The organism is Streptomyces sp. NPDC088747 (assembly GCF_044751025.1).
Taxonomy (GTDB): Bacteria; Actinomycetota; Actinomycetes; order Streptomycetales; family Streptomycetaceae; genus Streptomyces.
This window is the reverse complement of sequence record NZ_JBIVKZ010000014.1, coordinates 235,215-259,568: the sequence shown is the minus strand read 5'-3', so window position 1 is coordinate 259,568 and position 24,354 is coordinate 235,215. Positions and strand designations below refer to the sequence as shown.

The window sequence follows — 24,354 nt, the reverse complement described above, 5'->3', positions numbered from 1 at the left end:
GGGTCCGACAGTGGGCCCGGGTCCGATCACACGAGACACGGCGCGGCCGCGTCGTAGGGATCTACAACGCGGCCGCGCCGTACTCGGCGGGAGGGGCTCAGTGGGCTCCGGTGCCGGTGAGGGACCGGACCTCCAGCTCGGCGTACTTGCCGGTGTCCGGCTCCTCCTTGGAGAGGATCGTGCCGAGCCAGCCCAGCAGGAAGCCGACCGGGATCGAGATGATGCCGGGGTTCTCCAGCGGGAACCAGTGGAAGTCGACGTCCGGGAACATCGAGGTGGCCTTGCCCGAGACGACGGGCGAGAACAGCACCAGGCCGACCGCCGTGGTGAGACCGCCGTAGATCGACCAGAGCGCGCCCTGCGTCGTGAACCGCTTCCAGAAGAGGCTGTAGAGGATCGTCGGCAGGTTGGCGGAGGCGGCGACCGCGAAGGCGAGCGCGACCAGGCCGGCGACGTTCAGGTCACGGGCGAGGGCGCCGAGGCCGATGGAGACGACACCGATGGCGACCGTGGCGTACCGGGCGGCCCTGACCTCTTCCTTCTCGGTGGCCGTGCCCTTCTTGATGACGTTCGCGTAGATGTCGTGCGCGAACGAGGAGGACGAGGCCAGGGTGAGGCCCGCGACGACCGCGAGGATCGTGGCGAAGGCGACCGCCGAGATGGTGGCGAGCAGGATCGCGCCCCAGGCGGAGTCGACGCCGCCCAGATGGAGGGCGAGCAGCGGTGCCGCCGTGTTGCCCGCCTTGTTCGAGGCGATGATCTCGTCCTGCGAGATGAGCGCCGCCGCTCCGAAGCCGAGCGCGATGGTCATCAGGTAGAAGCCGCCGATGATGCCGATCGCCCAGTTCACGGACTTCCGCGCGGCCTTGGCGTTCGGGACCGTGTAGAAGCGGATCAGGATGTGCGGCAGGCCCGCGGTGCCCAGTACCAGCGCGATGCCCAGCGAGATGAAGTCGATCTTCGAGGTGGTCGTCAGGCCGTATTTGAGGCCCGGTTCCAGGAAGGCCGAGCCCTTGCCGCTGTTGCTGGCGGCCGAGCCGAGCAGGTCGGAGATGTTGAAGTTGAACTTGAGCAGCACCAGGAAGGTGATGAGCAGGGTGCCGCCGATGAGCAGGACGGCCTTGACCATCTGGACCCAGGTGGTGCCCTTCATCCCGCCGATCGTCACGTACACGATCATCAGGAGGCCGACGAGCGCGACGATGGCGACCTTGCCCGCGTCGCTGGTGATGCCGAGGAGCAGCGAGACCAGGACGCCCGCGCCCGCCATCTGGGCCAGCAGGTAGAAGATCGACACGACGATGGTGGAGGTGCCCGCGGCGGTACGGACCGGGCGCTGGCGCATGCGGTACGCGAGGACGTCGCCCATCGTGTACTTGCCGGAGTTCCGCAGCGGTTCGGCGACCAGGAGCAGCGCCACCAGCCAGGCGACCAGGAAGCCGATGGAGTAGAGGAAGCCGTCGTACCCGAAGAGGGCGATGGCGCCGGCGATGCCGAGGAAGGACGCGGCGGACATGTAGTCGCCGGAGACGGCGAGCCCGTTCTGGAAGGCGCTGAACTGGCGCCCGCCCGCGTAGAAGTCGGCCGCGTCCTTGGTCTGGCGGCCCGCCCAGACGGTGATGACGAGGGTCGCCACCACGAAGACCGCGAACAGGGAGACGATCAGCGGCCGGTGCTCGCTGGCCTCGCCGGCCGCGAGTACGAACTGGGGGCTCATTCGCCGCCCTCCATCCGGGACTTGATGGCTTCGCCCTTGGGGTCGAGGTTCGCGGCGGAGTAGCGCGCGTACCACCAGGCGATGAGGAACGTGGTGAGGAACTGGGCGAGGCCGAAGACCAGGGCCACGTTGATGTTGCCGAACAGCTTGGTGCCCATGAAGCCGCCCGCGTAGTTCGAGAGCAGGACGTACAGCAGGTACCAGGTGATGAAGCCGACGGTCAGCGGGAAGGCGAAGGAGCGGTAGGAACGGCGCAGTTCACCGAACTCCGCACTCTCCTGCATCTCGACGAACTTCTCGGTCGAGGGGAGCTGGGGATCTGTCTTCGAGGGGGGTGGTGTGTCGGTGGCCACGAAGTCTCCTCGCGTTGCGGGTGCGGTTGCGACGGTGGACGGGGGCGAGCCGGGGCTCGCGGACGGGGACGGGCTGGGCACGGACATGGCTGTTTCTGACCTCACGAATACGTGGATCACGTGGTCCCGACGGCTCTGTCGGGTGCCCACGGGCGTGATCCAGCAGGGGGCTCGATCGTGCTCGGGCTCCCTGTTCAACGTCACGGCGCCACGCATGGGCAGGTTCAACTCGCCGCACTTCTTTCGGAAGTCATCCCCGGAAGTCATTGCTGGCCAGGTCGGGCGGGAGATAGCTTCAGCCTGCACCACTCCGTCATGTACCTGCCCGAGCACCAACCTGTGTTCGGGCAGCACGTTTCTCGGATGATGTGGAGATCCCATGGCTCATCTGCGTTCCAGACGCCGGCTCGCGCTCGCGGTGCCGGTCGTGCTGTCGCTCACCGCTTCGCTCGGTTTCCTGCCGGGGGCCGCGTCGGCCGCCCCTCGCACGCTCACCGCGGCGACGAGTGCGGACGGTCCGGTTCTGCCCTATGTCGTCAACACCAAGGCCGACCACCGCACGGTCGAGTCGGTGAAGAAGGCCATCGCCAGGGCCGGCGGCACCGTCGTCATCGCGTACGAGAAGATCGGTGTGATCGTCGTCCATTCGGCGAACCCGGCCTTCGGCGAGCAGATCCGCGCGGCGCGTGGGGTCCAGTCCGCGGGCGCCACGCGGACGGCGCCGCTCACCGCCGCCGGAACCACCCAGGAGGGCGGGGCGCAACTGCTCTCGGCCACGGACGCCGCCGAGCTGTCGCGGAGTGCCGCGGCGGGCACGGAGCCCCTGGAGGCCGACCAGTGGGACCTGCGGGCGATCGGCGCCGACAAGGCCGCGAAGATCAACCCGGGCAGCAGGAACGTGACGGTCGCCGTGATCGACACCGGCGTCGACGACACCCACCCGGATCTCGCCCCGAACTTCTCCGCCTCGCAGTCCGCGAACTGTGTGGGCGGCAAGCCGGACACGACGTACGGCGCCTGGCGTCCGGTGGACGCCGACCACTACCACGGCACGCACGTCGCCGGTGAGATCGCCGCCGCCCGCAACGACGTCGGGGTGGCGGGGGTCGCGCCCGGTGTGAAGGTCGCGGGCATCACGGTCGCCGAGCCGGACGCCGGACAGCTCTTCTTCCCGGAGAGCGTCGTCTGCGCGTTCGTGTTCGCCGCCGACCACGGCGTCGAGATCACCAACAACAGCTACTACGTGGACCCGTGGCTCTACAACTGCCTCGACGACCCCGACCAGCGGGCGATCGTCGACGCGGTGAACCGGGCCCAGCTGTACGCCCAGAAGAAGGGCACCCTCAACGTGGCCGCGGCGGGCAACTCGGCCGACGACCTCGACGCGGACGCCCTCGTCGACGAGTCGAGCCCCGACGACTCCACGCCGGTGACCCGCACGATCGACCCGCACGAGTGCTTCGACATCCCGACCCAGCTGCCGGGCGTCGTGACGGTGAGCGCGACCGGCGTCAACAGCGCCAAGTCGTACTACTCCAGCTACGGTTACGGCGTCGTCGACGTCGCGGCGCCGGGCGGTGACCGCTACCAGATCCCGGACACGCCGTCGCAGAACGGCCGCATCCTCTCCACGATGCCGAACAACCAGTACGCCTTCCTCCAGGGCACCTCGATGGCGTCGCCGCACGCCGCGGGTGTGGCCGCCCTGCTGAAGTCCAAGTACCCCTGGGCGTCACCGGCCCAGCTCCGGGCGCTCCTCAAGGCCCAGGCGACGAACCCGGGTTGCCCGGCCGGCCCCTACGACTGGAACGGCGACGGTGTCGTCGACGCCACCTGCGTGGGTGGCAAGCAACTGAACGGCTTCTACGGGGCCGGGATCGTCAACGCACTGCGGGCGGTCAAGTAACGCGCCGTCGGTATCCCTGCCGGCGACCGCCCTTGACCGACCGCCCACCGAGCTTCCGCACGGCTCGCACCAACTGGTACCGCGAACGAACTGGAGACACCCATGACAGCGCCTCTCACGCGCTCCCGCCGCGCCATTGCCATCCCGCTGGGGATGGCCACGGTGACCGCACTCGCCTTCCTGCCGAGCGTCAGCGCCTCGGCGGCCGTGCCGCAGGCACCCCGGCAGGCCGCCGCCGACGCGACCGCGCTCAGCTACGTCGTCAACGTCCGCCCCGGGCACGCGCCTTCGGCCACGGTGACGAGGGCCATCAGCGCGGCGGGCGGCACGATCGTGGCGACGTACAAGCAGATCGGCGTGATCGTCGTCCACTCCTCGAACGCCGACTTCGCCAAGACGATCCGTGGCGTACGCGGGGTGCAGTCGGCGGGCAACACGCGCAACGCGCCGCTGCCCGCGCAGTCGACCACCGACGTGGGCACCCCGCGGGCGCTCACCGCCGAAGAGATATCAGAGGTGACGGAGACTCAGGCGGCGGCCGGCCAGGACCCGTTGGAGCCCCTGCAGTGGGACCTGCCCGCCATCAAGGCGGACAAGGCGCACGAGAAGTCGCTCGGCAGCAGCAAGGTGACGGTCGCCGTCATCGACACCGGTGTCGATGACACCCACCCCGACATCGCGCCGAACTTCGACCGCGCCGCGTCGGTCAACTGCGTGACGGGCGCGCCGGACACGGCGGACGGCGCGTGGCGTCCGAGCGCGGCCGAGAGCCCGCACGGCACGCACGTGGCCGGCGAGATCGCCGCCGCCAAGAACGGCGTCGGCGTCACCGGCGTCGCCCCCGGGGTGAAGGTCGCCGGCATCAAGGTGTCCACCACGGCCGGCTACTTCTACACCGAGGCCGTCGTCTGCGGCTTCGTGTGGGCCGCCGAGCACGGCGTGGACGTCACCAACAACAGCTATTACACCGACCCCTGGTACTTCAACTGCAAGAACGACCCGGACCAGAAGGCCCTCGTCGACGCCATCACGCGCGCCTCGCAGTACGCCGAGAGGAAGGGCGCCGTCAACGTCGCCGCGGCGGGCAACGAGAACTACGACCTGGCGGCCGACTCGATCACCGACCCGGTCTCCCCCAACGACGCGACGCCCTCGGACCGGGTGATCGACCCGTCCAAGTGCTACGACATTCCCACTCAGTTGCCCGGTGTCGTCACGGTCGCGTCGACCGGCGCGAAGGGCATCAAGTCGTCCTTCTCCAACCACGGCCTGGGCGTCGTCGACATCGCCGCGCCCGGTGGCGACTCGACGCGCTTCCAGACGCCCGCACCGCCCGCCACCAGCGGCCTGATCCTGGGCCCGCTGCCCGGCGGCGGCTGGGGCTACATGGCCGGTACGTCGATGGCGTCCCCGCACGTCGCCGGTGTCGCCGCCCTCATCAAGTCGACCCACCCGCACGCCTCCCCGGCCCTGGTGAAGGCGCTGCTGTACGCGGAGGCCGACGCCACGCCGTGCACCGACCCGTACGACATCGACGGCGACGGCAAGGTCGACGCGGTGTGCGAGGGCTCGAAGAACCGCAACGGCTTCTACGGCTGGGGCATCGCGGACGCGCTGGACGCGGTGACCAAGTAGGCACCGGGACCGGCTGATCCGGCGGATTCCCGAGAGGGCCGGGCGGCGGTACGCCGCCCGGCCCTCTCGTTCCACCTGCCGGGTCGACATATTGATTCCGTCCACCCGGCATAGTGGCTCCATGACTGCTGAGGACATCGGGGACGCCTGGTCGGCCCTGGGTGGCGACCCCGCCCTGCTCCGCCGGAGCTCGCACGTGGAGCGGGGCGGGGTGCTGGAAGCACGGCTGCCCGTACGGGAGTTGGCGCGGGCCTGCGTGGGCGCGTGCGCTCTCGCGGCCGCCGAGCTGGCGGCGCTGCGGGCCGGCCTCCCGGACGTGCCCGAGGCGCGGGTCGACGACGGCGCCGTCGCGACGGCGTTCGTGAGCGAGCGGCAGCTGCTGATCGACGGACGGGCGCCGGTGAACTTCGCGCCGCTGTCCCGGTTCTGGCGGACCGCGGACGGCTGGGTGCGGACCCACGCGAACTATCCGCACCATCGGGCGCGGCTGCTGAGCGCCCTCGGACTGCCCGCGGACGCGACCGCGGACACCGTCGGCGCGCATCTCGCCGGGCGGTCCGCCCTGGACGTGGAGGACACGGTGTACGCGGCCGGGGGCCTCGCCGTGGCCCTGCGTACGGCGAAGGAGTGGGCGGCGCACGAGCAGGGCGCGGCGGTGGCGGGCGCGCCGCTGCTGAGCCGGGAGCGGGTGGGCGACGCGCCCCCGCGGGCCCTCGGCCCGCTCGACGGTGCTCCCCTGCTGCCGGCGGCCGGGGTACGCGTCCTGGACCTCACCCGCGTCATCGCGGGCCCGGTCGCGACCCGTACCCTCGCCCTGCTCGGCGCCGACGTCCTGCGGGTGGACCCGCCGCGACCGCCCGAACTCCCCGACCAGCACGCCGACACGGGCTTCGGCAAGCGGTCGGCCCTTCTCGACCTCGGCCGCGCCACGGACCGGCGGATCTTCGAGGAACTTCTCGCCGGAGCCGACGTCGTGGTCACCGGATACCGGCCGGGCGCCCTGGACCGGTTCGGGCTGGCCCCCGAGGCACTGGCCGAGCGGCGGCCGGGACTGGTGGTGGCGCAGTTGTCGGCGTGGGGCGCGTACGGGCCGTGGGCCGGGCGGCGGGGCTTCGACAGCCTGGTGCAGGTGGCCACCGGGATCGCGGCGATGGAGGGTTCGGCGGAGCGGCCCGGCGCGCTGCCCGCGCAGGCGCTCGACCACGGCACGGGGTATCTGCTGGCGGCGGCGGTGCTCCGTTCGCTGACCGAGCGGGCGCGGGAGGGCGGCACCCACCTCGTACGGCTGGCGCTGGCGCGGACGGCGGCGTGGCTGGTGAACGAAATCGCCGCGGAACCCGCGCGGGGCTCGTACGATCCGGGACCCTGGCCGGCGGAGACCGACAGCGGTCTGGGACGGCTGCGGTACGCCAGGCCGCCGGTGTGTTTCGCGGGCGGGCCGGACGACTGGGCACGGCCGCCGGGGGTCTGGGGCGCCGATCCGGCGCGCTGGTCCTGAGTCACGGGCGGGCCGCGAACGTACCTGGGGACGGAGTGGCGTTCCGCCAGTTGTTTCCCTGCACTTGCCCGGATCTGTGACGACTGGTGAAGATCTTGAGGTGACGTTGACGAGACCGCCCACCGAGGTGACCGACGCGAGCGGGCCGGCGCGGCGCCCGGCCATCGGACGGGCCGTCGCCCTGCTCGCCCTGCTGGCGGTGGCGGCCCTGATACCCCTGCTCGGCCCGCGCGCCGCGCTGGACGGCACCGGAGAGGCCGCGGCCCCCGGCGCCGGGGGCATCGCCCTGCTGCGCGGGGTGCTGTTCGCGGCGCTGTGCGTCCCCGCGGGGGAACTGTTCGCGGCCCGGCTGGCCCGCCGCGTGCCGGGCGCGCCCCTGGCGGTCGCTCCGCGCAGCTGGGCTCCGTTCGCCGCGGCGACCGGGTTCGTGGCCGCGCTCGGACTCGCCTCGGTCGTGGCCACCGGGAACATGCTGCCCGGCCGGCTCTCCGACATGGACCTCGGCGGGCTCTACCAGACCCGGGACGGCAAGCTCGCGCTCCTGGAGGTCAACGCCTTCGTGGTGATCGGCCTCTGCGCCCTCTACCGTCGCCCCGGCCTCCAGGTGTGGCCGCTGGCCGCGGTGGCCGCCGCGGAGTCGCTGCGGGCCCACCCCACGACGGAGTACAGCCCGCTGGTCGGCTCCGGTCTGACGCTCGTGCACGTGATCTGCGCGGCGCTGTGGACCGGCGGTCTGCTGCACGTTCTGCGGATGCTGCGCGCATGGGGCCCTTCGGACGCGGGGGCCGCGCTGCTCGGCCTCTACGCGCGCGTGGCGGCCGTACTCTTCGCGGCGCTCACCGCGACGGGCACCTGGAGCGCGCTGCGCCGGATGCCGCCGTCGACGGTGTTCGACCAGCTGACGACGACGGCGTACGGGCGCACCCTGCTGGCCAAGTTGCTGCTGGTGGCCGCCGTGGCCGCGCTGGCGCTGTCCGCGCGGCTGAGGCTGCGCCGGGCCACGGACCCGCTCAGTGCCGACTCCCCCGCGCGCGCGGAGGTCGTGGCACTGGGCCTGGTCGTCGTGGTGTCGGGCGTCCTGACGGCCCTGCCGCTGCCGATCAGATGGTGAGGAGCACGCCGCCGGCCGGACGGTGGTGAGCCCGCCGCCGGTCCGCCGGTGCTGAGCGCCCTGCCGGTCGGTCAGACGGTGATGAGCACCTTGAGGGCCGTGCGTTCGTCCATCGCCCTGTAGCCCCCGGGTACGCCCTCCAGACCGACGGTGAGGTCGAACACGGGTGACGGGTCGATGGTCCCGTCGAGGACGTCGGGCAGCAGCTCCGGGAGGTACGCGCGGACCGGCGCGACCCCGCCGCGCAGGGCGACGTTCCGGTCGAACAGCACTCCGAGGTCGAGCCCCGTACCGCTGCCGTGCGGCACCCCGACGAATCCGATGGCGCCGCCGTCCCGGGTGATGTTCACGGCCGTACGCATCGACTGCTCGGTCCCCACCGCCTCGACGACACAGGGCGCGCCCTGGCCCCGGGTCAGTTCGCGGACGGCCTCGACGGCCGCGTCGCCGCGCTCGGCGATCACGTCGGTGGCCCCGAAGCGGCGCGCGATGTCCGTACGCACCTGGTGGCGGCCGAGCGCGATGATCCGCTCGGCGCCGAGCCGCTTGGCGGCCAGCACGGCGCAAAGTCCGACGGCGCCGTCCCCGACGACGGCGACGGTGGCGCCCTTGTGGACCCCCGCGCCCACGGCGGCGTGGTGGCCCGTGCCCATCACGTCGGACAGCGTCAGCAGGGCCGACAGCAGCCGCTCGTCGGAGGCCGCCTCGTTGGGAAGCCGTACGAGGGTGCCGTCGGCGAAGGGAACGCGCACGGCCTCGCCCTGCCCGCCGTCGTATCCCACCGAACCCCAGAAGCCGCCGTGCTCGCAGGAGGTGGTCAGCCCCTCGCGGCAGTAGTCGCACACTCCGTCGGACCACATGAAGGGCGCCACGACCAGGTCGCCGCGCCGGACGCCGGTCACCTCGGAGCCGGTCTCCTCGACGGTGCCGAGGAACTCGTGCCCGATACGCTGCCCCGGCTTCCGGGCCGCCTCGCCGCGGTAGGCCCACAGGTCGCTGCCGCAGACGCAGGCCCGCAGCACCCGAACGACCGCGTCGGTGGGCAGTCGCACCACGGGGTCGGGAACGTCCTCCACCCGCATGTCGTACGGGGCGTGGATGGTGGTGGCGCGCATGGCGAGGGTCCTTCTCGTGCGGGGCGGCGAGGGGTGCGCTCAGAGGGTGGCAGAGCGCGTCCCACCGTACGCCGCTGTCGGCGCCGGACGCGCGCCGAGGGTGCCGAGCACGCCTTTGGCCAGCAGGTACTGGGCGGCGATGTAGGTGAGCATGATCCAGAAGTCCGGCCTGGGGAGCTGCGGCCAGTCGGCGACTCCGGTCGCGATGAGCGTGTCCGAGAGCATGAACAGGGCGCCGCCGAGGCCCGCCACGGGACCGAGCCGGGTCGCGCCGTACGCCATCGCCGTCAGCAGCAGGCTGTACCCGGCGACGGGAACCCGGAGTTCGGCGGGGAGGCCCGGCCACAGGAGGGCGACGGTGGCGGTCAGGGCGAGGGCGTACACGACGGCGAGACGTGCTCCACGCGCGCGTGGAGCACGTCGGAAGAGCGCGAGGTAACAGACATGCCCGGCCGCGAAGGAGGCCATCCCGGCGAGGAAGGCTGGGTCGGCGTCGGACAGCAGGAGGAGGTCGCCGCCCCAGCCGAGGAGCAGGGCGACGACGAGCAGCCTGGGCCCGCCGCGCGCACCCACGTGAGCGGCGAGCAGAGGCATCAGGAGGGGCTTGGCGAGCGTGTGCCCCGCGTCGAGACCGGCGGCCAGCGAACCGAGGTCCACGGCGGCCGCCACGCCGAAGCAGACGAGGAGCACGCGCGCGAGGCGTGGGCTCACGCGACGGGCTCGGTGACCGGGTCAGTCACCGGCTCGGTGACCGGGTCAGTCACCGGTTCGGTCACCGGCGCCTTTGACGCAGTCGTCGGTTTCGGCTGCCAGCCGGGCCCGCCGAAGACCCGCCCCGCGCGCTCGCGCCAGCTCCCCGCCGCTCTCAGGTCCCTGCCGATGGCCGCGTACTCGTGGGTGGCGACGCGCAGCGGGTTGTACGTGGAGATGTTCTTGGTGAGTCCGTAGACGGGCCGCTCGGTCTCGGCGGCGAACGAGCCGAAGAGCCGGTCCCAGACGATCAGGATCCCGCCGAAGTTGCGGTCCAGGTAGCCGCCCTGGGAGGCGTGGTGGACCCGGTGGTGGGACGGCGTGTTGAAGACGAACTCGAAGGCCCGGGGCAGCTTGCCGATGCGTTCGGTGTGGATCCAGAACTGGTAGACGAGGTTCACGGAGGAGCAGAACGCGAGCGCCGCCGGGTGCACGCCGAGGGCGATGAGCGGGACGTAGAAGGGCCAGACCGTCCACGTCGTCCAGGGCTGGCGCAGCGCGGTGGTGAGGTTGAACCTGCGGCTGGAGTGGCGCACGACGTGGCAGGCCCAGAGGACGCGGACGACGTGGTGCCCGCGGTGCGACCAGTAGTAGAAGAAGTCCTGCCCGAGCAGCATCAGCGGGATGGTCCACCACAGGACGGGCACCCGGAGGGGCGTCAGTTCGAAGACCGCGGTGTAGAGGGCGACGATCGGGATCTTCCACAGGAAGTCGAAGGCGAGGCTGCCGAGCCCCATGCCGACGCTCGTCGCGGCGTCCTTCGCCTCGTACCCCGCGGCGTCCTCGTCGGGATGGATCCTGACGCTCACCACCTCGATCACGGTGAGCAGCACGAAGGCGGGTATCGACCACAGCACGACATCGGGCAGGTTCGGCATGGGTGAACCGTAGAACCGCCGGTGGCCTGCGGCTAGGGGTTGTTACCGACAAGTATTACCGGCGGTACGCGCTTGCTTCTTGGCGATCTCCGCCAATGGACAGGACGCTCCGGCCCTGGGCGGGTCCCGGCGGCACGCTCAGACCCCCGTCGCCCCCAGCAGTGCTCCCGCCCCGTACGTCACCGCCATCGCCAGCGCGCCCCCGCCCACATTCCGCAGCACGGCCCGGCGCGCGTCCGCCGCGCCCAGCCGCGCGCTCACCCAGCCGGTGACGACCAGGGCGGCCAGGACCGAGACGACGGTGACGGGCAGCCGCCAGTCGCTCGGCGGGAGGACGATGGCGAGCAGCGGAAGGAGCGCGCCGACCGTGAACGACAAGAAGCTCGCCCAGGCCGCGTGCCAGGGGTTGGTGAGGTCGTCGGGGTCGATTCCGAGCTCCACGCGCGCGTGCGCCCGCAGAGCGTCCCGTTCGGTGAGCTGCCCGGCCGCCTCGCGGGCCACCTCGCGCGTCAGGCCCCGTGCCTCCAGGAGCTCGGTCAGTTCCTCCAGTTCGGCCTCCGGCTGTTCCCGCAGCTCCCGCCTCTCCGTCGCCAGCGCGGCCTTCTCCGAGTCCAACTGGGTGGAGACCGAGACGTACTCGCCGGCCGCCATGGACATGGACCCCGCCAGCAGGCCCGCGAGCCCCGCCGTGAACAGCGCGGAACGGTCGCTGGTGGCGCCCGCGACGCCGACCACGATGCCCGCCGTGGAGACGATGCCGTCATTGGCGCCCAGCACGGCGGCCCGCAGCCAGTTCAGCCGGGAACCGAGGGTGCCGCCGTGGGGTTCGTGGTGCGTGGGTTGCGTCACGTGGGGAGGATCGCACCCCGGGCCCCGCCGTCGGCGTACCGACCCGTCACCACACGCGTACGGAGCCTCCCTTGGCGAACGCCGGGCTCGTCGCGTCCGCCGGTGGCTCTCCCAGCGGCTCCGCCACTTCCGCCACGGTCGGTCCCACCCGCGCGGCGACGGGGTCGAGCAGACCGAGGTCGAAGCCGTACACCCGGGCCGCGTTGCCGCCCACCATGGCCGCGACCTCGTCCCGCGGCAGACCCGCGTACGCGACTCGCAAGCCCTCCCGGGAGTAGGGGTGGGTGCCCTCGTCGTGCGGGTAGTCGCTGCCCCACATGATCTTGTCGAGCCCGATACGGTCCCGCAGCGGCACCTCGTGCGGGCGCATGAAGCTCGCGCCGACCCAGCAGTTGTCGCGCCAGACCTGCGAGGGGCCCTTGCCCATCGAAGCCGCGAGGCCCGCGCCGAACCTGGACTCCGCGGTGGACGACCTGCTCGCCGCGGCGACCAGCCGGCCGTGGTAGTAGTCCAGCATGTCGAGCACGCCCGGGATCCAGCCGGAGCCCTGCTCGGTCAGGACGAGCCGCAGCTCCGGGTGACGGCGGAACGCGCCCCCGAACACCAGGTGCCACAGCGCGCGGTGCGAGAACCACGTCGTCTCCACCATGAAGACCGCACGCGCGGCGGGCTCGTCCCCCAGGGGCGGCGAGGCGGAGCCGGCGTGATGGTTCACCGGCACGCCCAGCTCCGCGCAGACCGCCCAGATCGGGTCGTACGTCGACGAGTAGAGCTCGGGCAGGCCCGACCCCGGCGGGGTGCCGGGCAGCAGGAGCCCGCCGCCGAGTCCCGCGCCGGCGGCCCAGCGGATCTCCTTCACCGCCTCTTCGACGTCGTGCAGGAGGATCTGGAAGACGCCCGCGCGCCGGCCCGGCGCGGCGGCGCAGAAGTCCGCGAGCCAGCGGTTGTGGGCCCGCAGCCCGGCCCATCGTCGCTCGAACTCCGCCGCCGTGGGCGCCGGAGCCATCAGGGAGGCCGACGGGAAGAACGGCGGGATGGTGTTCGGGAAGACGACCTCCGCGACGATCCCGTCCGCCTCCAGCTCCGCGAGGCGCCGCTCGGAGTTCCAGTTCCTGTCTGCCGTGTCGGCGAGGAGGTCCTCGTAGGGGTTGACGTAGGTGGCCGCCCAGTCGTCGAAGTCCTCGTGGTGCTCCTTGGCCAAGTAGGGCCGGTAGTCCAGGAGATCGGCGCCCGCGTGGCAGTCCGCGGAGATCACCGTGTAGCGGTCGCCGGTCATGGGGTCACCCCGAGGGCCGGGAAGTCGTGGTCCGTCAGCCAGTGGCGGCCCACCTCGCGCGAGCGGGCCCAGGACGCCTCGACGGCCGACTGGTCCTCCGGCTGGCCCAGTTCGGCCGGTGTCGGGCCGATACGCCGGGCGAGCGGGGCCAGTTTCTCCGTGTCGAAGCCGAAGACCTCCGCCGCCGCGAGACCGAGCATGCGGCGGGTCTCCCCGACCGGGATGTCGTGGAAGGTCCTCGACAGCCACGCGCGCGTGTCGGGCCAGGTGCCCTCGGGGTGCGGGAAGTCGCTGCCCCAGAGGATGTTGTCGACGCCGATCTCGTAGCGCTGGGCCAGTTCGCGGCGTTTGGTGTTCGTCGCGCAGATGAACACCTGGCGGTCCAGGTACTCGTGCGGGGGCCGTTTCAGCTCGGCGAACGGAGACAGCTTCTTGCCGCCGTGCGCGCCCAGATAGAGCCGGTCCATGAACCAGAGGAGGTTCGGCAGCCACCAGCAACCCGACTCCGCCACCCCGAACCTGAGTCCCGGGTGCCGTTCGAAGACCCCGGCCCAGAGCAGGAACCACAGCGGCCGGGCGGGCCACCAGGTCACCTCGCTGACGTAGATGCCGAGATGGTCGCCGTACTCGTGGCGCGGCGCCGCCCCGGAGTGGGTCACCAGCGGCATCCCGCACTCGGCCGCCGCCGCCCACACCGGGTCGTAACGGCGGTCGTGGTAGGGCGCCTTGTCGACCCACATGGCGGGGATCATCAGGGCGCCGAGCCCGGACTCCTTGGCGCGGTGCACCTCGGCCACGACCCGCGCGACCTCACCGGTGACGGGCAACAGGGCCACCCCGCAGTGCCGTTCGGGGTTGGCTGCCACGAACTCCGCGAGCCAGCGGTTGTGCGCTTGCGCGCCCGCCATGCCGAGTTCCGGGTCCTGGTCGCCGGAGAGGCCGAGGCCCACACCGAAGGGGGCCGCCGTGCGGCTGTCCACCGCGTCCGCGTCGGGGAAGACCACCTCGGCGGCCACCCCGTCGCCGTCGAGCTCCTTGAGCCGCTGCGCGTTGTCCCAACCACCCCTCAGGCCCTCCTCGTTGTCGTGGAACCATTTGTCGGCGAACGCCTCGTTGCGGATGCCGAGCCGCGTCATCTCCTCGCGGCGCGCCTCACGCCCGGCGAGGAAGCCGTCGAAGTCCCGGTGGAACCGGGCGTCCAGATAGGGCCGGTACTCCTCGGTGGGGAGCCCGGCATGGCAGTCGGAGGAGATGATCAGGTACGGGTCCTGGTCGGTCACTGGGGCCCCCTCAGTCCAGGATGAAGTCTTCCAAGTACGACGGATCGGCCCGGTCCAGCATCGACCGCGACCTCGCCCGGATCTGCCGGTCGCTGTGCTCGCTCTCGGGCAGCAGCCAGAAGCGGTTCGCCCGGATGCCGTCCGCCACCAGGTCGGCGACCTGCTCGACCGGCGTGAACCGCACCTCCTGGCCCGACTCCCGCATCGCGGCCTCCCACTGTTCGAGGCTGCGGTACGGCGTCCTCCTGGGCGCCTGTTTCGCGTACCGCGAGGGCCGGTTGCGGTGCGACTCCCACAGGCCGGTGCGGAGCATGTGGGGCCCGGGGAAGAGTACGGAGGCGCCCACCCGCGCGCAGTCCGCCTTCAGATGGGCGTACAGGGACTCGGTCATCGTCACGACGGCCGCCTTGGTGACCGCGTACACGGAGGCGGTGGGCAGCGGGGCGATCCCGCCGTCACCGGACGAGGTGTTGACGACGTGACCGGGCTCCCCCGAGGCGATCATCCGCGGCACGAAGGCCTGGACGCCGTGGAAGACGCCCCAGACGTTGACGGCGAACGCCCACTTCCAGTCGTTCGGGTCGTGCTCCCACATGCGGCCCTCGGCGCCCGAGCCGACACCGGCGTTGTTGCACAGCACATGCACCGCGCCGTACGTCTCGTACACGTCCTCGGCGAGCGCCAGTACCTCCGCGCGCTCCCCGACGTCCACCACGCGCGCGTGCACCTCCGCCCCGTCCTGGCGCAGCCCGGCGGCGGCCTTCTCCAGTGCCGCCTCCTCGACGTCCGCGAGGACCACCTTCAGGCCGTCGGCGGCGAACCGCCGTGCCATCGCGAGCCCGATCCCGCTCGCCGCGCCGGTGACGACGGCGACCTGACCTTCCCGCAGGTCCATCACAGGCTCCCCTCGGGCGGCCCGTCGAGGACCTGCCGGGGATCGTCGTAGCGCTGGTGGACGTACGGCAACAGGGCCTGGGCGTCAACGCGTTCGGCGACCCTGCCGCGCTGGCCGGTGGTCTTCTCGCCGAGGGTGATCTCCACGAGCCGCAGCACGGGGAGGTCGGCGACCGGGTCGTACATCGACTCGCGCAGGACGACGTCCCCGGTGACGCGTTCCAGCCTGCGCACCTTCTCCTCGCGCAGACAGTGCACGAGGACCGGATCGGCGTCGAAGCCCGAACCGTCCACCGCGGGAAGGAACTTGAAGTAGAAGTCGGTCTTCCGGACGAGGCCGGGCAGCGGCAGGTCACCGCTGACGGCTCCGCGTACCTCTACGAACGCGATGCCGTGCCGGGCGAGTGAGGCGCGCACGACGAGACCGTCGCGCTCCAGAGTCACCTCGCCGAGCTTCTTGGGTTCCCCGAAGACCTCGCGCCCGCCGATGAGGGCTCGCTCGTGGGTCATCGGCATGACGAGCGGGTACCAGCCCTCGACGCCCTCGTGCGCGGCGGCGACGGCGAACGAACCGGCGCCCAGCGGGTGTCCGGCCAGGTCGACCCTGCTGATGCTCACTCGCACCAGGGGCCGGCCGGTGGGTTTGAGCGGGGGCGGCAGGACCGCCGCGACCGCGTCCGGGTCGCTCTCCCAGACGGCCACCACGCCGGTGGACCAGATGTCGGGGAGTTTCGAGTTCGCGGTGCGCGCGGCGGCGATCTCCGCCTCGGTCCGCGCCCCGTACCTCACTCGTGCCATGTCTCGTACCGCCCTTCGCAGGCCGTCGTCCACCGGGCGCGCAGCACGTTGGCACCAGGCGGGCCAAAGGTCCATAGCCGTGCGCGTCGGGCTTCGCGCCGGTCCGCCGCGGACCGGCCCCGGCGGAAACCCGCGCAACTCCCGGCGCTCGCCCACCGGCCGGCCCCGGCACCTGCACCTGACGGACCCTCCGAAGCGCGCGGAGTCCGCGGACCGGAGTGTCAGTCGCGACCCGTATTCTCAGTGACCATGCTCGAAGACCTGACGACCGCAGCGTCCCCCGTCTCCTGGCCGGCCGCGTATCCACAGGGGTACGCGGTCGTCGACGTCGAGACCACCGGCCTGGCCCGTGACGACCGGATAATCTCGGCCGCCGTCTACCGGCTGGACGCGCGCGGTGAGGTCGAGGACCACTGGTACACGATGGTCAACCCGGAGCGGGACCCGGGCCCGGTGTGGATCCACGGCCTGACGAGCGACGTGCTCGAAGGCGCCCCGCTCTTCCACGAGATCGCCGAGGAGTTCGCCGTCCGGCTCGCCGACCGCGTGCTCGTCGCGCACAACGCGGTCTTCGACTGGTCGATGATCGCGCGGGAGTACGCACGCGCGGAGCGCGAGGCCCCGGTGCGGCAGCGGCTGTGCACCATCGCGCTCGCCAAGGAGCTGAGGCTCCCGCTGCCCAACCACAAGCTGGAGTCGCTGGCCGCGCACTTCGGAGTCGTACAACAGCGGGCGCACCACGCGCTGGACGACGCGCGCGTGCTGGCCGAGGCGTTCCGGCCGAGCCTGCGGGCCGCCGCGCGGGACGGCGTCCGGCTTCCCCTCCTGGAGTGCCGGCCGCTCACGGAGTGGTCCGCGAGCCCCTCCATCGGGCGACAGGCCGCCGGCGGTTACCCGTCCGGGAGTTGGCGCCCCTCACGCAAGCGCCCCGCCTGCCCCTACCCCAACCCGGGCCGCTACGTCGCGGACCGACCGCTCAGGCAGGGCATGCGGGTCGCCTTCTCCGGGGACACGTCCGTCGACCGTGAGCTGCTGGAGGACCGCGCCGTGGAGGCCGGGCTGCATGTCGCGACGAGTCTGTCCCGGCTCACCAGCCTGCTCGTCACCAACGACCCCGACTCCAGTACGTCCAAGGTGGTCAAGGCCAGGCAGTTCGGGACACCGGTGATCGACGAGGCGGCGTTCGGGCAGCTGCTGCGGGATGTGGAACCGGCCTCGCGGACGTGACCGGGGTGGGCGTCAGACGGGTGATTGCGGGGCGACTCGCCCGGCGCCCGCTCGCCCGCGTCCCGTCGGCGCCCCACCCTGTGGCGCATGGCGAGATGTGAAGTATGTGGCAATGACTACGGCATGTCCTTCGAAGTGCACGCCCAGGGCGCGGTGCACGTGTTCGACTGCTTCTCCTGTGCCATCCACCGGATGGCGCCCATCTGCGAACACTGTCGCGTCCAGATCATCGGCCAGGGGGTCGAGGTCGAGGGCCACTGGTTCTGCGGCGCGCACTGCGCCCGCGCGGAGGGGAGGGTGGGGATCATCGACAAGGCCTGAGCCCCCGTCGGCGGCCGGGCCCCGCGCCCGCCTCGACCCGCACCCCCCTCTTTGCGCCCCACGACCGAGTTGTACGGTCGTGGGGTGTACCGCTTCCTGTTGTCCCGGCAGTGGGTGATTCTCACCCTCGTGGCCCTCGCGCTCATCCCAACGATGATCAAGCTGGGCTACTGGCAGCTGCACCGCCACGAGCACAAGGTGGCGCTGAACACGGTGATCTCCAACTCGCTCGCCGCCACGCCGGTGTCCGCCGAGTCGCTCACCGCTCCGGGCCGGCCGATCGCGCACGACGACCTCTACCGCCGGGTGACCGCGAAGGGGCACTTCGACACCGCGCGCGAGGAGGTCGTCCGCCGTCGCACCGACTCCGACGGCGCGGTCGGCTACCACGTCCTGACGCCGTTCGTCCTGGACGACGGCCGGGTCCTCATGGTCAACAGGGGCTGGATCGCCGCGGACGCCTCGCAGAGCGCGTTTCCCAGGATCCCGGCGCCCGCGAAGGGCGAGATCACCGTCACCGGCAGGCTGAAGGGCGACGAGACGACCGCCGACAGCGGTATCAAGAACGTCCAGGGCCTCCCCGACCGCATGGTCATGCTGATCAACAGCGAGCAGGAGTCGAAACGGCTCGGCGAGCAGGTCCTCGGCGGCTACATCGAGCAGACCGCCCCGGTGCCCAAGGGCGACTCCCCCGAGCTGATCCCCGACCCCGAACACGGCGACATCGGTCCGCACATGGCTTACGCCGTCCAGTGGTGGCTCTTCTCCGCGGGCGTCCCGGTCGGCTGGGTGGTCCTGGTCCGCCGTGAACGCCGCGACCGGGCGGAGGCGGCCGCCACGGCCGCGGCCACCCCGGAATCGGCCCCGGCTCCCGTCTAGGACCCCACCGGGCTCCCGTTCGCCTCCCGTCACCCGGTCGGCTCCCTCCCGGATTGCCCTTCATCCCCGGCGGGAACCCCGCACACGTGCACCGACGCATCGAGGACTACGCGCTCATCGGGGACGAACAGACCGCCGCGTTGGTGGGACGGGACGGTTCCGTCGACTGGCTGTGTCTGCCGCGGTTCGATTCCGGGGCCTGCTTCGCCGCGCTGCTCGGCGACGACAGGCACGGCAAGTGGCGGCTCGCGCCCAAGGGCGCGGGCGACTGCACCCGGCGCGCCTACCGCCCCGGCACCCTCGTGCTCGACACCGAGTGGGACACGGCCGAGGGCTCCGTCCGGGTGACCGACCTGATGCCGCAGCGCGAGGGCGCCCCCGATCTCGTACGCGTGGTCGAAGGGCTGAGCGGCCGGGTGACGATGCGCGGCCTGCTCGGGCTGCGCTTCGACTACGGGCTGGTCGTGCCGTGGATGCGCCGGACGGACGGCCACCATCTGGCGGTCGCGGGACCGGACGCGGTGTGGCTGCGCAGCGAGCCGCCCGTGCGCACCTGGGGCAAGGACTTCCGTACGCACACGGAGTTCACGGTCGCCGAGGGCGAGAAGGTCGCCTTCGTCCTGACCTGGTTCCCCTCGCACCAGCCACGGCCTCCCCTGTGCGACCCGTACGAGGCGTTGGACGCCAGCGTCGAGGAGTGGCGGACGTGGTCGGCACGCTGCCGGTACGACGGCCCGCACCGGGACATCGTGCTGCGTTCGCTGATCACCCTCAAGGCCCTCACCTACGCGCCGACCGGTGGCATCGTGGCCGCCCCCACCACCTCCCTGCCCGAGGAACTCGGCGGCGTCCGCAACTGGGACTACCGCTACTGCTGGCTGCGCGACTCCACCCTCACCCTCGGCGCGATGCTGTCGATGGGCTACCACGAGGAGGCCGAGGCCTGGCGCGACTGGCTGCTGCGCGCCGTCGCGGGCGACCCGGCGGACCTGCAGATCATGTACGGCCTGTCCGGCGAGCGCCGGCTGACCGAGTACGAGATCCCGTGGCTGCCCGGCTTCGCCCGCTCCGGCCCGGTCCGGATCGGCAACGAGGCCGTCGAGCAGTTGCAGCTCGACGTGTACGGCGAGGTCATCGACTCGCTGTCGCTGGCACGGAGTTCGGGCCTGTCCGTCAAACCGCACATGTGGCGGGTGCAGGTCGCGCTGATGGAGTTCCTGCGGACGGCGTGGCGGCAGCCGGACGAGGGGATCTGGGAGGTGCGCGGTCCGCGCCGGCACTTCGTGTACTCGAAGGTGATGGCCTGGGTGGCCGCCGACCGTGCCGTACGCGCCGTGGAGGGCGACCCCCGGCTCGACGGCGACCTGGACGGCTGGCGCGCGATGCGGGACGAGGTCCACCAGGAGGTGTGCGAGCGCGGCTACGACGCCGAGCGGAACACCTTCACGCAGTCCTACGGTTCCCGGGAACTGGACGCCTCCCTGCTGCTCATCCCCCGCGTCGGTTTTCTGCCCCCCGACGATCCCCGGGTGATCGGCACCATCGACGCGGTCCGCGACGAGCTGGGCCACAGCGGCCTCCTGCGCCGGTACAGCGTCGAGGAGAACGACGTGGACGGACTGCCGGGCGGCGAGGGCACCTTCCTGGCCTGCTCGTTCTGGCTCGCGGAGGCCCTGCACCTGATTGGCCGTACGCGGGAGGCGCGCGAGCTGTTCGAACGGCTGGTGGGGCTGGTGAACGACGTGGGGTTGCTCGCCGAGGAGTACGACCCGCTGGCCGGCCGCCAGCTCGGCAACTTCCCGCAGGCGTTCAGCCACATCGGCCTGGTGAACACGGCCCTCGTCCTCTACGGGGGCAAGGGGACAGAATAGGACCCATGGATCTTGGACTGAAGGACCGTGTGTACGTCGTCACGGGCGCCACCCGTGGCCTGGGCAACGCCGCGGCGCGTGAACTCGTCGCCGACGGTGCGAAGGTGGTCGTCACCGGACGCGACGAAAAGTCCGTCACCGCGGCGGCGACCGCGCTCGGGCCCGACGCGTTCGGCGTCGCCGCCGACAACGCGGATCCCGCGGCGGCCGAGCGGCTCGTGGGGGCCGCGCGGCAGCGCTTCGGCCGCTTCGACGGCATCCTGGTCAGCGTGGGCGGCCCGGCGCCCGGGTTCGTCGCGGACAACACCGACGAGCAGTGGACGACCGCCTTCGAGTCCGTCTTCCTGGGCGCGGTGCGGCTGGCCCGGACCGCCGCGGCGGAACTCGGCGAGGGCGGCGTCATCGGGTTCGTGCTCTCCGGCTCGGTGTACGAGCCGATCCCGGGTCTGACCATCTCCAACGGGCTCCGCCCCGGTCTCGCGGGCTTCGCCAAGTCCCTCGCGGACGAGCTGGGCCCGCGCGGCATCCGGGTCGTCGGGCTGCTCCCGTCCCGCATCGACACGGACCGGGCCCGCGAGCTGGACGGCCTCTCCCCGGCCCCGGAAGCCGCCCGCGCCGCCAACGAGTCCCGCATTCCGCTACGGCGCTACGGCACCCCGGCCGAGTTCGGCCGCACAGCCGCCTTCCTGCTCTCCCCGGCGGCGTCCTATCTCACCGGCATCATGCTGCCGGTGGACGGGGGGATGCGGAGCGGGTTCTAGGGGGCGTTTGCGGGGGCTCCTCGGCGTCTCGGCGATGGTCAACTCACGCGCTCCGCGCGGTGTTTGGCCCCGCGGAGGCGTACCTCCGCGGGGAGCGTGGACAGGCCCGCCGAGTCGCGGGCGTGGGCGAGCGCCCGAGTGGTCACCGAGTGCAGCGCGTGGCCGGGGTCGGCGTGCGGCTCCAACAGGAGCTGTACGCGCGCCTCGGGGCCGTTGCGCCGTCCGGTCAGCTGGACCTGCGCCCGCTGGACGCCGTCCAACCGCCCGGCCTCGTCGGCCAGTACGCCCTCCATGGCCCGGCCGCGGAGCAGGGCGCCCTCGCCGTCCCCGGTGTCGACGATCACCTCGGCGAGCCGGCGCCGACGCAGCACCGCCACCAGCCACCACAGGGCGAGCAGGACGAGTACCGCGAGGCCGGCGATGACGACCGGCCAGAACCAGCCCTCGTCCCGCCACCGTGCTCGGTCAGCGTCGCTGACCAGCACGTCGTGCCGCCCGTCGTGGATCCACCACGAAGGCGGACTCGCTCCCAGCCCCACGGCGAGCACGGAGCCGCCGAGGAGTACCAGCGCAAGGCCGGTCACTCCCAGCAGGACACGGTTGACGATCCGCAGCATCCGGCTCACCCCTTCCGTCCCGGACGGCCGACCCTGACCGACAGGGAGGGCGGCCGGGTGAGACCCAGTCCCCTGATGCCGTCGGCGAGGGTGGCGTCCAGGTCGGCTCGTACGTCTTCGAGTTCACGGAAGTGCGCGACGGCCCTGACGTCGGCCTTGGCCCGTCCCATCCGGACGCGGACCGACTGCACCCCGGCGACCTCCATGGCCCGGTCGCGCAGCGCGGTCGCGGCGGCGCCCCGGTGCAGTCCGGCGCGTACGTCGGGGTGCGGGCGGAGCATCGGCAGTACGTCACGCAGCCCCGGCGTCGCCGCCAGGACGATCAGCCAGAGTCCGAGTGCCGCGGCCACTCCGGAGCCGACGAGCACCCAGATGTCGTCCAGGGGGCGTTCGGCGAGCTGCTCGGCCAGCGACCTGCGCCAGTGCATGGCGGGCCGGTCGGCGCGGACCGCCACGACGTCGTACAGGAGGGCACCCGCGCCGAGAAGGACCAGTACCGCGAGAATCCCCGCGGGGACGCGCCGGGCCGACCAGAAGCGGCCCGATCCCCCGGCCGTCTCGTCGAGGACGGGCGGCGGTTCCTCCTCGGCGGCCTTCTCCAGTACGGGCAATCGTCGGGTGGTGCCCTCGGTTTCCTGGGACTCGCTCACTGCGTCCTCCCGTGTGCGCCCGGCGCCTCGTCCAGATGCAGCCGCTCCACCTGGACGGCCACCTCCGGTACTTCCATCCCCGCCAACGCGCCTACCCGCTCAACGACCTGACAACGCACCGCTTTGCACTGCGCGCCGATGTCGGAGGGGTAGGGGAGTTCGAGGCTGACACGGATGCGGGCGGTGTTCTGGTGCACGACCACCGTGGCGTGCGGGGGCACGGCGTCCGGGGGCAGCGCGGCCAGTGCCTCGCGCGCCGCCTGGCCGGCGATCTTCGCCACCACCCGGTCGGCGATCCGGGTCGCACCCCGCTCGGCCGGCTCGATGTCCGTCACGGGCCGCCGTGTCTCACCGAGCCTGCCGGGCTGAGTGGTCACGCGTCACCGCCGCCGGTCTTCGCGGGAACGGAAGAAGTCACCGAGTTCCAGGTCCCCTTCGAGGAACCGCCCGGCGACGAAGCCGACGGCACCGAGGGCGGCCACCAGGAGGAAGGCCCCGAAACCCCCGAAGTACCCGGCGAAGCCCAGCGCCATTCCGGCGATCATGCCGATCACGGCCAAGCTCATGGTGCGCTCCTCAGCGATTCGGTTGCTGCGTCGGGCGGATCGGGGCGCGGCGTGTCACTGGAGCCGGGACTCCGGCTCCTCGTCCTCTTCGTCCGGCAGCTTCACGTCACTGACGGCGATGTTGACCTCGACGACCTCAAGTCCGGTCATCCGCTCGACGGCCGCGATGACGTTCTCCCGCACCGCGTGGGCCACGTCCGCGATCGACACGCCGTAATCGACGACGATCTCCAGGTCGAGCGCGGTCTGGAGCTCACCGACCTCGGCCTTGACGCCCCGGGACACGGACTTCGTACCACCGGGCACCCGGTCCCGCACGGCCCCGAAGGTCCGGCTCAGCCCGCTGCCCATCGCGTGCACGCCGAGTACGTCGCGTGCCGCGAGCCCGGCGATCTTCTCCACGACCCCGTCGGCGATGGTGGTACGCCCGCGGGTCGCGGGGTCACCGCCGCCGCGCTTGGTGTTCTTGCGTGTCCCCAGCGGCTCCCGCTCGCCCTCGGGGGTCTCCGGCCGCTTCCGCTCTGTCATGTCGGTCATCGCCGTACATCCCTTTCGGTCGTCGTCCTTCACCCACAGTAAGCGGGGTCGCGCGCTCGCGCGCCTGGGATGCGGCAGGCTGGAGCAATGACGGTGGACGCGTGGGCTCAGGTGGTACGACATCGGCTCGGGCTCGGCAGACTGCTGCCCCTGGGTGTCGCGGGCGACGGGGTGTGGATCACGGAGGGGGCCGCCGAAGCGGTACTGCGGCGCGCGGCTGCTCCCGTGCGCGGGGTCCGCCTCGGCACACTCCGAATCGCCCTGGCGGACCCCGAGCGGTCGCGGGACCCGGCGGTGCCCGCGCCACCGAGCGCGCTGCCGCCCGGCCCGCTGCGCGTCAGCGCGGAGTTCACGGCCTGGGCGGATCCCACCGCCCCGGACGCCGAACCGCTCCCCACGACAGCGGCCCGGCTGCGCGTGGCCCTGGCCGAGGCGGCGACGGAGGGGCTCGGTCTGACGGTCACGGAAGTGGATCTGCGGGTGACGGGGTTGCCAGCGGAGGACCAGGAAACCGCCGCCGTACGCCCGGCTGACGTACGCCCAGCTGACCTACGGCCGGCTGACGTACGCCCGGCCGCCGAGCCGACCGGCGCCGACGAGGCACGGGTGGCCGCGGCGGCGCTTTCCGTCCCGGGTGTCACCCATCTGACTGACGCCCTGGGCCGGTCGGTGCACATCGAGGACGGCGGCCCTGCCGGCGGCGACGCTCTGCCACGCCGTCACGTCCGCGTGGAACTGGCGGTCTCGGGGCGCGCCGCCGAGGTGGCACGTGAGGTCAGGAGAGCGGTCACCGACTCACTGCCGGACAGCCCCTCGGTGGCGGTCGTGGTGACGTCCGCCCACTAGACCGGTGTTCCCGGGGATC

Annotated in this window: 25 protein-coding genes; 10 read left to right on the top strand and 15 right to left on the bottom strand. The window is 72.2% G+C overall.

Going from position 1 to position 24,354, the window contains the following annotated elements; genetic code table 11:
* Positions 1-97 precede the first annotated feature (97 nt).
* Entirely contained in the window at positions 98-1,717 is a 1,620-nt protein-coding gene (locus ACIP79_RS29850) for a cation acetate symporter (protein ID WP_387183537.1), read from the bottom strand.
* Positions 1,714-2,070, bottom strand: coding sequence for a DUF485 domain-containing protein (locus ACIP79_RS29845; protein ID WP_401228088.1), 357 nt, complete (start codon positions 2,068-2,070; stop codon positions 1,714-1,716). Before ACIP79_RS29845 ends, ACIP79_RS29850 begins: the two co-directional genes overlap by 4 nt.
* 379 nt (positions 2,071-2,449) lie before the next feature.
* Here ACIP79_RS29845 and ACIP79_RS29840 point away from each other — a divergent pair, with 379 nt between their 5' ends.
* The 4 genes from ACIP79_RS29840 to ACIP79_RS29825 all read left to right on the top strand — a co-directional run bounded on the left by ACIP79_RS29840 (position 2,450) and on the right by ACIP79_RS29825 (position 8,220).
* Positions 2,450-3,976: a S8 family serine peptidase gene (locus ACIP79_RS29840; protein ID WP_401228086.1), complete on the top strand. Its 1,527-nt coding sequence runs from the start codon at positions 2,450-2,452 to the stop codon at positions 3,974-3,976.
* Positions 3,977-4,078: 102 nt separating this feature from the next.
* The gene (locus ACIP79_RS29835; RefSeq protein ID WP_401228084.1) at positions 4,079-5,611 is read left to right on the top strand and encodes a S8 family peptidase; all 1,533 of its coding nucleotides are present in this window, start codon (positions 4,079-4,081) and stop codon (positions 5,609-5,611) included.
* 121 nt (positions 5,612-5,732) lie between these two features.
* Positions 5,733-7,109, top strand: a complete 1,377-nt coding sequence (locus ACIP79_RS29830; protein WP_401228082.1) for a CoA transferase — start codon at positions 5,733-5,735, stop codon at positions 7,107-7,109.
* A 100-nt stretch (positions 7,110-7,209) separates the two neighbouring features.
* The gene (locus ACIP79_RS29825; protein WP_401228080.1) at positions 7,210-8,220 is read left to right on the top strand and encodes a CopD family protein; all 1,011 of its coding nucleotides are present in this window, start codon (positions 7,210-7,212) and stop codon (positions 8,218-8,220) included.
* Positions 8,221-8,291: 71 nt separating this feature from the next.
* Here the strand turns inward: ACIP79_RS29825 and ACIP79_RS29820 are convergent, their stop codons facing one another.
* The 8 genes from ACIP79_RS29820 to ACIP79_RS29785 all read right to left on the bottom strand — a co-directional run bounded on the left by ACIP79_RS29820 (position 8,292) and on the right by ACIP79_RS29785 (position 16,060).
* Positions 8,292-9,335, bottom strand: a complete 1,044-nt coding sequence (locus tag ACIP79_RS29820; protein ID WP_401228078.1) for a zinc-dependent alcohol dehydrogenase family protein — start codon at positions 9,333-9,335, stop codon at positions 8,292-8,294.
* 39 nt (positions 9,336-9,374) lie between these two features.
* A complete protein-coding gene (locus tag ACIP79_RS29815) occupies positions 9,375-10,046 on the bottom strand; it encodes a lysoplasmalogenase (protein ID WP_401228076.1) in 672 nt (223 codons plus the stop codon).
* Positions 10,043-10,963 carry a sterol desaturase family protein gene (locus tag ACIP79_RS29810; RefSeq protein ID WP_401228074.1) on the bottom strand — a complete coding sequence of 307 codons (921 nt, stop codon included), beginning with the start codon at positions 10,961-10,963 and terminating at the stop codon, positions 10,043-10,045. The genes ACIP79_RS29815 and ACIP79_RS29810 overlap by 4 nt, the downstream gene beginning before the upstream one ends.
* A 138-nt stretch (positions 10,964-11,101) precedes the next feature.
* Positions 11,102-11,812, bottom strand: coding sequence for a VIT family protein (locus tag ACIP79_RS29805; protein WP_401228072.1), 711 nt, complete (start codon positions 11,810-11,812; stop codon positions 11,102-11,104).
* A gap of 46 nt (positions 11,813-11,858) precedes the next feature.
* Positions 11,859-13,088: an amidohydrolase family protein gene (locus ACIP79_RS29800; protein ID WP_401228071.1), complete on the bottom strand. Its 1,230-nt coding sequence runs from the start codon at positions 13,086-13,088 to the stop codon at positions 11,859-11,861.
* Positions 13,085-14,368 (bottom strand): amidohydrolase family protein, encoded by a 1,284-nt coding sequence (locus ACIP79_RS29795; protein WP_401228069.1) that lies wholly within the window; start codon positions 14,366-14,368, stop codon positions 13,085-13,087. The genes ACIP79_RS29800 and ACIP79_RS29795 overlap by 4 nt, the downstream gene beginning before the upstream one ends.
* 10 nt (positions 14,369-14,378) lie before the next feature.
* Positions 14,379-15,263, bottom strand: coding sequence for an SDR family NAD(P)-dependent oxidoreductase (locus ACIP79_RS29790; protein WP_401228067.1), 885 nt, complete (start codon positions 15,261-15,263; stop codon positions 14,379-14,381).
* The gene (locus tag ACIP79_RS29785; RefSeq protein ID WP_401228065.1) at positions 15,263-16,060 is read right to left on the bottom strand and encodes an acetoacetate decarboxylase family protein; all 798 of its coding nucleotides are present in this window, start codon (positions 16,058-16,060) and stop codon (positions 15,263-15,265) included. The genes ACIP79_RS29790 and ACIP79_RS29785 overlap by 1 nt, the downstream gene beginning before the upstream one ends.
* 249 nt (positions 16,061-16,309) lie before the next feature.
* On the opposite strand from ACIP79_RS29785, the gene ACIP79_RS29780 reads away from it, so the two are divergent.
* From ACIP79_RS29780 to ACIP79_RS29760, 5 genes are all read left to right on the top strand, one after another.
* The gene (locus ACIP79_RS29780; RefSeq protein ID WP_401228064.1) at positions 16,310-17,287 is read left to right on the top strand and encodes a DEDDh family exonuclease; all 978 of its coding nucleotides are present in this window, start codon (positions 16,310-16,312) and stop codon (positions 17,285-17,287) included.
* Positions 17,288-17,374: 87 nt separating this feature from the next.
* Entirely contained in the window at positions 17,375-17,608 is a 234-nt protein-coding gene (locus ACIP79_RS29775) for a hypothetical protein (RefSeq protein WP_401228062.1), read from the top strand.
* 84 nt (positions 17,609-17,692) lie between these two features.
* The gene (locus ACIP79_RS29770; RefSeq protein ID WP_401228060.1) at positions 17,693-18,487 is read left to right on the top strand and encodes an SURF1 family protein; all 795 of its coding nucleotides are present in this window, start codon (positions 17,693-17,695) and stop codon (positions 18,485-18,487) included.
* A gap of 86 nt (positions 18,488-18,573) precedes the next feature.
* Positions 18,574-20,358 (top strand): glycoside hydrolase family 15 protein, encoded by a 1,785-nt coding sequence (locus tag ACIP79_RS29765; RefSeq protein WP_401228058.1) that lies wholly within the window; start codon positions 18,574-18,576, stop codon positions 20,356-20,358.
* Between the two features lie 5 nt (positions 20,359-20,363).
* Positions 20,364-21,119, top strand: coding sequence for an SDR family oxidoreductase (locus ACIP79_RS29760; RefSeq protein WP_401228056.1), 756 nt, complete (start codon positions 20,364-20,366; stop codon positions 21,117-21,119).
* A gap of 38 nt (positions 21,120-21,157) precedes the next feature.
* Here ACIP79_RS29760 and amaP read toward each other — a convergent pair whose 3' ends face one another.
* From amaP to ACIP79_RS29735, 5 genes are read right to left on the bottom strand one after another with little or no spacing between them, the layout of a single operon-like run.
* Positions 21,158-21,736: an alkaline shock response membrane anchor protein AmaP gene (amaP, locus tag ACIP79_RS29755; protein WP_401228054.1), complete on the bottom strand. Its 579-nt coding sequence runs from the start codon at positions 21,734-21,736 to the stop codon at positions 21,158-21,160.
* Positions 21,737-21,741: 5 nt separating this feature from the next.
* Entirely contained in the window at positions 21,742-22,386 is a 645-nt protein-coding gene (locus ACIP79_RS29750) for a DUF6286 domain-containing protein (RefSeq protein WP_401228052.1), read from the bottom strand.
* Complete coding sequence (locus tag ACIP79_RS29745) at positions 22,383-22,763, bottom strand: Asp23/Gls24 family envelope stress response protein (protein WP_383684939.1); 381 nt, start codon at positions 22,761-22,763, stop codon at positions 22,383-22,385. Before ACIP79_RS29745 ends, ACIP79_RS29750 begins: the two co-directional genes overlap by 4 nt.
* Positions 22,764-22,766: 3 nt before the next feature.
* Positions 22,767-22,952, bottom strand: a complete 186-nt coding sequence (locus tag ACIP79_RS29740) for a hypothetical protein (protein ID WP_383684937.1) — start codon at positions 22,950-22,952, stop codon at positions 22,767-22,769.
* 54 nt (positions 22,953-23,006) lie between these two features.
* Positions 23,007-23,489, bottom strand: coding sequence for an Asp23/Gls24 family envelope stress response protein (locus tag ACIP79_RS29735; protein ID WP_401228050.1), 483 nt, complete (start codon positions 23,487-23,489; stop codon positions 23,007-23,009).
* Positions 23,490-23,576: 87 nt separating this feature from the next.
* On the opposite strand from ACIP79_RS29735, the gene ACIP79_RS29730 reads away from it, so the two are divergent.
* Positions 23,577-24,335 (top strand): nucleopolyhedrovirus P10 family protein, encoded by a 759-nt coding sequence (locus tag ACIP79_RS29730; RefSeq protein ID WP_401228048.1) that lies wholly within the window; start codon positions 23,577-23,579, stop codon positions 24,333-24,335.
* Positions 24,336-24,354 lie beyond the last annotated feature (19 nt).